The 11,104-nt window shown below is 64.9% G+C and carries 8 protein-coding genes; 4 read left to right on the top strand and 4 right to left on the bottom strand.

The genetic code is table 11. The annotated features are described in order from the left end of the window. Window positions 1–129: 129 nt before the first annotated feature. Window positions 130–426, bottom strand: coding sequence for a BolA family protein (locus ACK1VC_RS19080; protein WP_016485345.1), 297 nt, complete (start codon window positions 424–426; stop codon window positions 130–132). A gap of 10 nt (window positions 427–436) precedes the next feature. Next, a complete protein-coding gene (locus tag ACK1VC_RS19075; protein WP_016485344.1) occupies window positions 437–961 on the bottom strand; it encodes a DUF2059 domain-containing protein in 525 nt (174 codons plus the stop codon). Between the two features lie 154 nt (window positions 962–1,115). Here ACK1VC_RS19075 and ACK1VC_RS19070 point away from each other — a divergent pair, with 154 nt between their 5' ends. Continuing rightward, window positions 1,116–2,510: a class II fumarate hydratase gene (locus ACK1VC_RS19070; protein ID WP_016485343.1), complete on the top strand. Its 1,395-nt coding sequence runs from the start codon at window positions 1,116–1,118 to the stop codon at window positions 2,508–2,510. Window positions 2,511–2,685: 175 nt separating this feature from the next. Here the strand turns inward: ACK1VC_RS19070 and ACK1VC_RS19065 are convergent, their stop codons facing one another. After that, window positions 2,686–3,648 (bottom strand): DMT family transporter, encoded by a 963-nt coding sequence (locus ACK1VC_RS19065; RefSeq protein WP_095117069.1) that lies wholly within the window; start codon window positions 3,646–3,648, stop codon window positions 2,686–2,688. 209 nt (window positions 3,649–3,857) lie between these two features. Further along, a complete protein-coding gene (gene pap / locus ACK1VC_RS19060) occupies window positions 3,858–5,351 on the bottom strand; it encodes a polyphosphate:AMP phosphotransferase (protein WP_016485341.1) in 1,494 nt (497 codons plus the stop codon). A gap of 136 nt (window positions 5,352–5,487) precedes the next feature. Between pap and mnmC the strand changes: the two genes are divergently transcribed. From mnmC to ngg, 3 genes are all read left to right on the top strand, one after another. Continuing rightward, the gene (mnmC, locus tag ACK1VC_RS19055; RefSeq protein WP_197884545.1) at window positions 5,488–7,452 is read left to right on the top strand and encodes a bifunctional tRNA (5-methylaminomethyl-2-thiouridine)(34)-methyltransferase MnmD/FAD-dependent 5-carboxymethylaminomethyl-2-thiouridine(34) oxidoreductase MnmC; all 1,965 of its coding nucleotides are present in this window, start codon (window positions 5,488–5,490) and stop codon (window positions 7,450–7,452) included. Window positions 7,453–7,597: 145 nt separating this feature from the next. After that, entirely contained in the window at window positions 7,598–9,385 is a 1,788-nt protein-coding gene (locus ACK1VC_RS19050; RefSeq protein ID WP_016485339.1) for an N-acetylglutaminylglutamine amidotransferase, read from the top strand. 3 nt (window positions 9,386–9,388) lie between these two features. Next, on the top strand, window positions 9,389–11,104 hold a 1,716-nt coding region (gene ngg / locus ACK1VC_RS19045), incomplete at its 3' end, for an N-acetylglutaminylglutamine synthetase (protein WP_449118017.1).

Here is an 11,104-nt window from a genome sequence, read left to right as displayed (position 1 = left end):
AGGCCGCTCCCACAGGGACCGCGTAACCCGATGGCGAGTGCGGTTCCTGTGGGAGCGGCCTTGTGCCGCGAAAGGGCCGCAAAGCGGCCCCCGGATTTTGCAGGATTCTACCAGAACAACAGAAAGGTTTCAGTGCCCGCCGCCGGCACACACCGGCGAGGCCGGCGCTGCGCCGACCTTGGCCCACTCTTCTGCGGTGTAGGTATGGATGGCCAGGGCATGGATCTGCTGCATCAGCTCACCCAGGGTGGCGTACACCTTCTGGTGGCGCTTGACGCTGTTCAACCCGGCAAACTGCTCGCTGACGATCACTGCCTTGTAGTGGGTCTCCTGACCACGACTGTGCATGTGGCTTTCGTCGAGCACTTGCAGGTGCTGCGGCGCCAAGGCACCCAGCTGTTGTTCAATGCGCTGTTGCATGGTCATCGCGGCGTGCTCACTTCTTGGCAGGAACGGCGGCCTTGCCTGCGTTAGGGTCCAGTTCCTTGGTCATGTCTTCCAGCAGCTTGTTCACCACCGGCACTGCTGGCTCCAGGCTCTGCTGGGTCAACTGGGCCGACTGCTGGGTAACCTTGGGCATTTCACGCAGTACTTTCTTGCCCAGCGGCGATTCGTAGAACTTGACCAGGTCTTTCAGCTCTTGTTCGGTGAAGGTCTGGGTGTACAGGTCGACCATCTTCGGCTTCAGCTTGTTCCAGCCGATGGCGTTGTCCAGCGCGGCGTTGGCCTTGGCCTGGTAGCTTTCCAGCACCGGCTGCTTGGCGGCCGGGGCCTTGGTCTGGGCAAAGCGCTGGGCGAACATCTGCTGGACCTGCATGTACACCGGGGTGCCCAGCTTGTCGGCGTTGGCCAGGGTCAGGAATTTCTCGGCAGCAGCGTTATGGCTGGCGGTGGCAGCGAGCACCTGGCCGCTGGCGCAAGCCAGGGCAACGGCGGCACAAAGGACACGGAGACGGGTCATTGCATTTCCTTCAAGGAGAGGGAGGCGGGTACCTCAGAGTAGAGCATTCTGCGCCGTGGTGGCGATGTGCTCAAGTGGCACGACGAGCGACGGAACCGCTCGGTCGAATCAAGGCCTAAACTGCGATTTCGAACTACACAGGAGTGAGTACAGAATGAGCCGTATCGAGACAGACAGCCTGGGCCCGGTCGAAGTTCCTGAAGGCGCCTACTGGGGTGCGCAAACCCAGCGCTCGCTGATCAACTTCGCCATTGGCAAGGAGCGCATGCCCATCGCGGTGCTGCACGCCCTGGCGCTGATCAAGAAGGCCGCGGCACGCGTCAACGACCGCAACGGCGACCTGCCGGCCGACATCGCGCGGCTGATCGAACAAGCCGCCGACGAAGTGCTCGGTGGCCAGCACGACGACCAGTTCCCGTTGGTCGTCTGGCAGACCGGCAGCGGCACGCAAAGCAACATGAACGTCAACGAAGTGATCGCCGGGCGCGCCAACGAACTGGCCGGCAAGGGCCGCGGCGGCAAAGCGCCAGTACACCCCAACGATCATGTCAATCGCTCGCAAAGTTCCAACGATTGCTTCCCGACTGCCATGCACATTGCTGCTGCGCAGGCGGTGCACGCGCACCTGTTGCCCGCCATCGCCGAACTGTCGTCGGGGCTGGCCGAGCTGTCGGGGCGCCACCAAAAGCTGGTAAAGACTGGCCGCACCCACATGATGGACGCCACACCGATTACCTTCGGCCAGGAGGTGTCTGCCTTCGTCGCCCAGCTCGACTATGCCCAGCGCGCCATCCGCGCCACCCTGCCGGCAGTGTGCGAACTGGCCCAGGGCGGCACCGCCGTAGGTACCGGGCTGAATGCCCCGCACGGTTTTGCCGAAGCCATCGCCGCCGAGCTGGCGGCGCTGTCCGGGCTACCCTTTGTCACGGCGCCGAACAAGTTCGCCGCCCTCGCCGGCCACGAACCACTCACCAGCCTGGCGGGCGCCCTGAAAACCCTGGCCGTGGCGCTGATGAAAATCGCCAACGACCTGCGTTTGCTGGGCTCCGGCCCGCGCGCCGGTTTGGCCGAAGTGCGCCTGCCAGCCAACGAACCGGGCAGCTCGATCATGCCAGGCAAGGTCAACCCGACGCAGTGCGAGGCGCTGTCGATGCTGGCCTGCCAGGTGTTGGGCAACGACGCGGCCATCGGTTTTGCCGCCAGCCAGGGGCATTTGCAACTGAACGTGTTCAAACCGGTGATCATCCACAACCTGTTGCAGTCGATCGAACTGCTGGCCGATGGCTGCCGCAACTTCCAGCTGCACTGCGTGGCGGGCATCGAGCCCGATGCCGAGCAGATGGCCGCGCACCTGGAGCGTGGCTTGATGCTGGTAACGGCATTGAACCCGCATATTGGCTACGACAAGGCGGCGGAAATTGCCAAGAAGGCTTATAGCGAGGGCAAGACCCTGCGCGAGGCTGCACTGGAGCTGAAGTACCTGACCAATGAGCAGTTCGACCAATGGGTACGGCCGGAGAACATGCTGGCACCGGGTGGCAAGGGCTGAGTCATCTATAGTCTGTGCTGGCCCCTTCGCGGGTAAACCCGCTCCCACAGGGGTAGCACAACATTCAGCCCCGTGGTGAACCTGTGGGAGCGGGCTTGTCCCGCGAAGGGGACCGCACGGTGCATGGCACCGGCTTCGCCGGTGTTCGCGGGGCAAGCCCGCTCCCACAAAACGCTCAGTGAAACTGGGCCAATCGCGCCTTGCGGGCACGCCAACTGGCCACCAGCGATGGCCCCAGCGCCACCAGCGCCGAGCCGCACACCACGGTCACCGCCCCTACATAGCCCAGGGCATTGATGTCTTCGGCCTGCACGTACTCCGGCCACACCCGTGCCGCCACCGCCACCGCAACGAACGTCACCAGCGGGGTCAGCGCCAGGGTGGCACTGACCCGCGACGCCTCCCAGTGCGCCAGCGCCTCGGCGAACGCGCCATAGGCCACCAGCGTATTCAGGCAACAAGCCAGCAACAGCCAGCCCTGCACCGGGGTCAGCTGCAACGCCTCCAGTGGGTGTACCCAAGGCGTGAGCAGCGCAGCGCAACTGAGGTAAATCACCATCATCACCTGCTGTGAATGCCACACGGTCAACAGTTGCTTCTGGCTGAGGGCATAGAACACCCAGATGCTGGTGGCCAGCAGAATGGTCAGCACGCCGGTGGTGTAGGTACCCAGTGAGGTCAGCAGCTCTTCGAGGCGCTGGTTGAAGAACAGCCCAAAACCCGCCAGCAGAATCAGCAGGCCCACCCCCTGCCCCAGGCTGAAGCGCTCACGGAACACAAACACGCTGGCCACCAGCAACAGCACCGGGCCGACCTGCACCACCAGTTGCGCGGTACCGGGGCTGAGCAGGTTGAGGCCGATCAGGTACAGCACGTAGTTGCCCATCAGGCCAAGCACAGCCACCACTACCAGGCCTTTGCCCCTGGGGGCCAGGCGCGTGAACGAGGGCAAGCGCTGTTGGGCTGCCAGCCAGGCAAACAGCAGACCACCTGAAACCAGCAGGCGGTACCAGGTGACGGTGATCGGGTCGACCACCTGCAGTACCTGCTTGAGCTTGATCGGCAAGATGCCCCAGAGCAGCGCGGTCAGAAGTGCCAGGAACAGGCCATAGCTCCAGCGGCCGGAAGTGGTGTGCATAGTGTCCTCGGTCAAGCCCGTGGTGGGGGTGATTGAATTCTACGGGCTTGGAGGGCAGTGACGGGGGTGGGTGCCGAGAAAAGAATTCATCAGGTCATTCTTTTGGGGCATGGCTGGGGCTTGCGAGCTTTTGCGCCCGTGACATCAAGCGCCGCCCGCGCGGCGCTCGATGTCACGGGCGCAAAAAAATCCCAAGACCAGCACCCGGCCTATTTCTTGTGCTTGGCAAACGCTGCCTCCAGCGCCTCATTGATAGTGCGCAGCACCTTCACTCGCGCCCAGCGCTTGTCGTTGGCCTCCACCAGCGTCCAGGGCGCAATTTCGCTGCTGGTCCGGTCGACCATATCGCCCACCGCCTGGGTGTAGTCGTCCCACTTGTCGCGGTTGCGCCAATCGTCCTCGGTGATCTTGTAGCGCTTGAACGGGATTTGCTCACGCTCCTGAAAGCGCTCCAGCTGGGTCTGCTGGTCGATCGCCAGCCAGAACTTCACCACCACCACGCCGGCATTCACCAACTGTTCTTCAAAGTCGTTGATCTCACTGTAGGCGCGCATCCAGTCCGCCGGGCTGCAAAAGCCCTCCACCCGTTCCACCAGCACCCGGCCATACCAGGAGCGATCGAAGATGGTGAACTTGCCGCGTGCCGGAATATGCCGCCAGAACCGCCACAGGTAGGGCTGCGCGCGCTCTTCCTCGGTGGGCGCGGCAATCGGCACGATGCGGTACTGCCGCGGGTCCAGCGCCGCCGCCACGCGGCGGATGGCACTGCCCTTGCCGGCAGCATCGTTGCCTTCGAACACCGCCACCAGGGCGTGCCGGCGCATGCGCTTGTCGCGCAGCAGGCCGGCCAGGCGGGCCTGTTCGGTGACCAACTGCTCCTGATAGTCAGCCTTGTCCAGGCGCAACGTCATGTCCAGGGCGCCGAGCAGGCTGCGCTGGTCGATACTGCGGCCCAGCGGTGCCACGTTGCCCTGGTGCTTGCCCTTGGGGTTGTTGGCCAGCGCGGCTTGCAGGCTGTCCAGCAAGATACGCCCCACCGCCAGGCTGCGGTAGTTCGGGTCTACGCCTTCAACGATATGCCACGGCGCATAATCGCGGCTGGTGCGGCGCAGTACGCGCTCGCCAAAGCGCACGAAGCGGTCGTAGGTTTGCGACTGCTGCCAGTCCAGCGGGCTGATCTTCCAGCTGTGCAGCGGGTCGTCCTTGAGCGACTTCAACCGGGCCTTCATCTGCTTCTTGGACAGGTGGAACCAGAACTTGATGATCAGTGCACCTTCATCGCACAGCATCTGCTCCAGGCGCTCGGCGCCCATGATGGCCTGATCAAGCACGGCATCCTTGAACACCCCGTGCACCCGCCCCTGCAGCATCTGGCTGTACCAGTTGCCAAAGAACACGCCCATCCGCCCCTTGGGCGGCAAAGCCCGCCAGTAGCGCCAGGCGGGCGGGCGGGCCAGCTCTTCGTCGGTCTGCTGGTCGAAGGTGAGCACGTCGATCATGCGCGGGTCCATCCACTCGTTGAGCAGTTTTACCGTCTCACCCTTGCCGGCGCCTTCGATGCCGTTGATCAGCACGATCACCGGGAAGCGCGCCTGCTGCTTGAGTTCGTACTGGGCTTCGAGCAGGGCCTCGCGCAAAGCGGGTACCTCGGCGTCGTAAGCCTCCTTGTCGATGCTGTGGCCGATTTCGGCGGATTCGAACATGCACTGGCTCCTTCAATGGATAAGCAAGACTAGCGGATTTCATTTCTGCCTGTACTGACCTCTTCGCGAGTGAACGCGCTCCCACAGGTAGCGGGTATGGCATAAAATCCCGCCATCCGCTGCAACCGAGCCAACCATGTCCACCCTCCTCCAGCACGCACAAATCGACTGGGACGACCAGGGCCGCCCCCACTCGCGGCAATATGACGACGTCTATTTCGCGGTCAACGAAGGCATCGAAGAAACCAAGCATGTGTTCCTGGGCCAGACCCGCCTGGCCGAGCGCTTTGCCAACCTGGCGCCGCATGCCTGCAAGGTGATCGGCGAAACCGGTTTTGGCACCGGCATGAATTTTGTCTGCGCCTGGCAGCTGTTTGACCAGCACGCGCACCGCGACGCCCGCCTGCACTTCGTCAGTGTCGAGAAATACCCTCTCGGGCACGAAGACATGGCCCGGGCAGTGCGCCTTTGGCCGGAGCTTGCCGCCTACACAGAGCCATTGCTGGCGCAATATGTGGCAGTGCACCCGGGCTTTCAGCAGTTCACCTTCGCCGATGGCCGGGTCACCCTGACCTTGCTGATCGGCGACGTACTTGAGCAACTGCCGCAACTCGATGCGCAGGTCGATGTGTGGTTCCTCGATGGCTTCGCTCCTGCCAAAAACCCCGAGATGTGGACCCCGGAACTGTTCGCGCAACTGGCGCGGTTGTCGCAGCCGGGCACTGTGCTGGGCACCTTCACCACCACCGGCTGGGTCCGCCGCAGCCTGGTCGACGCCGGTTTCGCCATGAAGAAGGTGCCGGGCATCGGCAAGAAGTGGGAAGTGATGAGCGGCGCCTACGTCGGCCCCCAGCCCAGCCCAGGGGCACCTTGGTACGCGCGTCCCGCCGTTACGCAGGGACCGCGCGAGGCGCTGGTGATCGGTGCCGGGCTCGCCGGCAGCACAACGGCCGCCAGCCTGGCCCGACGCGGCTGGCAGGTGACCGTGGTGGAGCGCCACGGTGCCCCGGCACAGGAAGCTTCAGGCAACCCGCAAGGGGTGCTGTACCTCAAGCTGTCTGCCCATGGCACTGCGCTGTCGCAGGTGATCCTGTCCGGTTTCGGCTACACCCGGCGCCAGCTTGAACGCCTGCAGCGTGGCCGCGACTGGGAGGCTTGCGGGGTGCTGCAACTGGCCTTCGACAGCAAGGAAGCTGAGCGCCAGGGCAAGCTGGCCGCCGCCTTCGACCACAACCTGCTGCACGCACTGCCGCGCACGGAGGCCGAAGCCGTCGCCGGGGTGGCGTTACCGGCCGGGGGGTTGTTCTACCCCGAAGGCGGCTGGGTGCACCCACCTGCGTTGTGCCAGGAGCAACTGCAGCACCCAGGGATTCGACTGGTCACCCATCAGGAAGTGCTCGAGCTGCGCAAGGTCGACCAGCAGTGGCAGGCTTGGGCGGGTGACCGCCTGATCGCCAGCGCGCCCGTGGTGATTCTGGCCAGTGCCGCCGAGGTAAAGCGCTTCGAGCCTTGCGCGCAGCTGCCGCTCAAGCGCATCCGGGGGCAGATCACCCGCTTGCCGGCCACCGCCAGCAGCCGGGCACTGCGCACCGTGGTGTGCGCGGAGGGCTACGTGGCGCCGCCACGCGAGGATGAACATACCCTGGGCGCGAGCTTTGACTTCCACAGCGAAGACTTGGCGCCGACGGTGGCCGAGCACCAGGGCAACCTGGCGTTGCTGAACGAGATTTCCCTCGACCTGGCGCAGCGCCTGGGCACAGTTGGGTTGGCCCCTGAGCAGTTGCAGGGGCGCGCGGCGTTCCGTTGTACCAGCCCGGACTACCTGCCGATCGTGGGGCCGGTAGCGGATGGACAGGCATTTGCCGAAACCTATGCGGTGCTGAGCCGGGATGCGCGGCAGGTGCCGGATGTGACCTGCCCTTGGCTGGATGGGTTGTATGTGAACAGCGGGCATGGGTCGCGCGGGTTGATCACGGCGCCACTGAGTGGCGAGCTGGTGGCGGCCTGGGTATGTGGGGAGCCGCTGCCGTTGCCCCGGGCAGTGGCAGAGGCGTGTCATCCGAACCGGTTTGCCTTGCGTAAGCTGATTCGGGGGAAGTAATCGGCCGGGGGCCGCCGGCGATTGGGCCGCACAGCGGCCCCATATAACAAATCGTTCTAAAACTCTCAAAAAGCACGCCGGTCAGTTCCTTAAGGTGCCCTAACCCTGGGCGCCCCCTCCCCAACGGAAAAACCGGTAAGGACTTATGTGCGGATTAGCAGGAGAGTTGCGTTTCACCCCCCTCGACCAAGCCCCTCGCCCAGCCGACCTGGCTGCGGTAGAGCGCATCACCCATCACCTGGCGCCTCGCGGCCCGGATGCGTGGGGCTTCCATAGCCAAGGCCCGATCGCCCTCGGCCACCGACGCCTGAAAATCATGGACTTGTCCGACGGCTCGGCGCAACCGATGGTCGACAACACCTTGGGCCTGTCACTGGCCTTCAACGGTGCCATCTACAACTTCCCCGAACTGCGCCAGGAGCTGCAGGACCTGGGCTACAGCTTCTGGTCCGACGGCGACACCGAAGTACTGCTCAAGGGCTATCACGCCTGGGGCGCAGCCTTGCTGCCCAAGCTCAACGGCATGTTCGCCCTGGCCATCTGGGAGCGCGACAACCAGCGCCTGTTCCTGGCCCGCGACCGCCTGGGCGTCAAGCCCCTGTACCTGTCGCGCAACGGCGAGCGCCTGCGTTTTGCCTCGACCTTGCCAGCGCTGCTAAAGGGTGGCGATATCGACCCGATGCTCGACCCGGTGGCGCTCAATCATTACCTGAACTTCCACGCCGTGGTACCCGCGCCGCGCACGCTGCTGGCCAACGTGCAGAAGCTTGAACCCGGCACCTGGATGCGCGTCGACCGCCATGGCGAAGTGGAACGCCAGACCTGGTGGCAGCTGAAATACGGTGCCAACCCGGATGAGCGTGAGCTTGATCTGGAAGGCTGGACCACCCGCGTGCTCGACGCCACCCGCGACGCCGTGGCCATTCGCCAACGTGCTGCAGTGGACGTCGGCGTGCTGCTGTCCGGCGGTGTCGACTCCAGCCTGCTGGTCGGGCTGCTGCGCGAAGTCGGCGTGGACGACCTGTCGACATTCTCCATCGGGTTCGAAGATGCCGGTGGCGAACGTGGCGATGAGTTCCAGTATTCCGACCTGATCGCCAAACACTACGGTACCCGCCACCACCAGTTGCGCATTGCCGAACACGAGATCATCGACCAGTTGCCGGCTGCATTCCGCGCCATGAGCGAGCCGATGGTCAGCCACGACTGCATCGCCTTCTACCTGCTGTCGCGGGAAGTGGCCAAGCACTGCAAGGGCGTGCAAAGCGGCCAGGGCGCCGACGAGCTGTTTGCCGGTTATCACTGGTACCCGCAGGTGGACGGCGCCGATGACGCCTTTGCGGCTTACCGCGACGCGTTCTTCGACCGCAGCCATGCCGAGTACCGCGACACCGTGCAGGCGCCCTGGCTGCTGGACACCGACGCCGCCGGCGACTTTGTGCGCGAGCACTTCGCCCGCCCCGGTGCCCGCGACGCAGTGGACAAGGCCCTGCGGCTGGACAGCACGGTGATGCTGGTGGACGACCCGGTCAAGCGTGTGGACAACATGACCATGGCCTGGGGCCTGGAGGCGCGCACACCGTTCCTCGACTACCGCCTGGTGGAACTGTCGGCACGTATCCCGGCGCGCTTCAAGCTGCCCGATGGCGGCAAGCAGGTGCTCAAGCAGGCAGCACGACGGGTAATTCCCCATGAGGTGATTGACCGCAAGAAGGGCTACTTCCCGGTACCGGGCCTGAAGCACCTGGAAGGCGCCACCCTGGGCTGGGTGCGTGAGCTGCTGACCGACCCCAGCCAGGACCGTGGGCTGTTCAACCCGGCCATGCTCGACCGCCTGCTGAGCAACCCACACGGCCAGCTCACCCCACTGCGCGGCTCCAAGCTGTGGCAGCTGGCAGCGCTGAACCTGTGGTTGAGCGAACAAGGAATCTAACCCATGAAAGCCCATGAAATCGCTTACGGCCAGCGTCTGTTGCGCGGCCAGGCGCCGTCCTACGAGCGCCTGCAGGCGCGCCTGGCCGGCGATGGCAGCCAGCCCCATGACCAGCCTCGCGCGGTGCACTGTGGCTGGGGTCGATTGCTGATCGGCCATACCTACCCCGACCCGGTCAGCCTGGCCGAAGAGCTGCTGGACGAACGCCCTGGCGAGCGCGACATCGCCCTGTACGTGGCCGCGCCGCAGCAGTTGCTGGCCCAGGCCCCTCAGCAGCTGTTCCTTGACCCGTCCGACACCCTGCGCCTGTGGTTTACCGACTACCGGCCGGCGCAGCGGGTGTTCCGCGGCTTTCGCGTGCGCCGGGCGCAAAACCCGGCCGACTGGCAGGCCATCAACACCCTGTATCAGGCACGCAGCATGCTGCCGGTAGACCCAGACCTGCTTACCCCCAGGCACCTGGGCGGCCCGGTGTACTGGCTGGCCGAGGACGAAGACAGTGGCGCAGTGATTGGCAGCGTCATGGGCCTGAACCATGCCAAGGCGTTCGACGACCCGGAACACGGCAGCAGCCTGTGGTGCCTGGCTGTAGACCCGCACTGCACCCGCCCCGGCGTAGGCGAGGTGCTGGTGCGCCACCTGATCGAGCACTTCATGAGCCGTGGCCTGGCCTACCTCGACCTGTCGGTCTTGCACGACAACCGCCACGCCAAGCGCCTGTACCAGAAGCTGGGTTTTCGCAACCTGCCCACCTTTGCGGTCAAACGCAAGAACGGCATCAACCAGCAGCTGTTCCTGGGCCCGGGCCCTGAGGCCGAGCTGAACCCCTACGCCCGCATCATCGTCGATGAGGCCCTGCGCCGGGGCATCGACGTGCAGGTGGATGACGCCGCTGGCGGCCTGTTCACCCTGAGCCTTGGCGGGCGCCGCATTCGCTGCCGTGAATCGCTCAGCGACCTGACCAGTGCCGTGACCATGACCCTGTGCCAGGACAAACGCCTGACCCAGCATGCCCTGCACAACGCCGGGCTACAGGTGCCAGCGCAGCAGCTGGCCGGCAATGCAGACGACAACCTGGCGTTTCTCGACGAGCATGGCGCGGTGGTGGTCAAACCGGTCGATGGCGAGCAAGGCCAAGGCGTGGCGGTGAACCTGACCTGCATTGACGAGATCACCCGCGCCGTTGAGCACGCCCGCCAGTTCGACAGCCGCGTACTGCTGGAGAGCTTCCATGCCGGGTTCGACCTGCGCATCGTGGTAATCGGCTACGAGGTGGTGGCCGCGGCCGTTCGCCACCCTGCCCAGGTGCTGGGTGACGGCAAGCACAGCATCCGCCAGCTGATCGAGGCCCAGAGCCGTCGCCGCCAGGCCGCCACCGGTGGCGAAAGCCGCATTCCGCTGGACGGCGAAACCGAGCGCACAGTGCGTGCAGCGGGCTTTGCCTATGACGATGTATTGCCAGCCGGGCAGCGCCTGGCGGTACGGCGCACCGCCAACCTGCACACCGGCGGCACCCTGGAAGATGTGACCGAACGCCTGCACCCGGTGCTGGCCGACGCTGCCGTGCGCGCTGCACGGGCGCTGGAGATTCCGGTGGTTGGGCTGGACTTCATGGTGCGTGATGCCGGGCAGCCTGAATACGTGATCATCGAGGCCAACGAACGTGCCGGGTTGGCCAACCATGAACCGCAGCCAACCGCCGAGCGCTTTATCGACCTG

The sequence above is a fragment of the Pseudomonas sp. XP2 genome, assembly GCF_053557975.1.
This window is presented reverse-complemented; position numbering and strand designations above follow the sequence as displayed.

Bases quoted from the DNA above. Each gene is read 5' to 3' on its own strand.
- ACK1VC_RS19075 (WP_016485344.1), bottom strand. From the start codon at position 961: ATGACCCGTCTCCGTGTCCTTTGTGCCGCCGTTGCCCTGGCTTGCGCC.
- ACK1VC_RS19065 (WP_095117069.1), bottom strand. From the start codon at position 3,648: ATGCACACCACTTCCGGCCGCTGGAGCTATGGCCTGTTCCTGGCACTT.
- ACK1VC_RS19070 (WP_016485343.1), top strand. From the start codon at position 1,116: ATGAGCCGTATCGAGACAGACAGCCTGGGCCCGGTCGAAGTTCCTGAA.
- ACK1VC_RS19080 (WP_016485345.1), bottom strand. From the start codon at position 426: ATGACCATGCAACAGCGCATTGAACAACAGCTGGGTGCCTTGGCGCCG.
- ACK1VC_RS19050 (WP_016485339.1), top strand. From the start codon at position 7,598: ATGTGCGGATTAGCAGGAGAGTTGCGTTTCACCCCCCTCGACCAAGCC.
- pap (WP_016485341.1), bottom strand. From the start codon at position 5,351: ATGTTCGAATCCGCCGAAATCGGCCACAGCATCGACAAGGAGGCTTAC.
- mnmC (WP_197884545.1), top strand. From the start codon at position 5,488: ATGTCCACCCTCCTCCAGCACGCACAAATCGACTGGGACGACCAGGGC.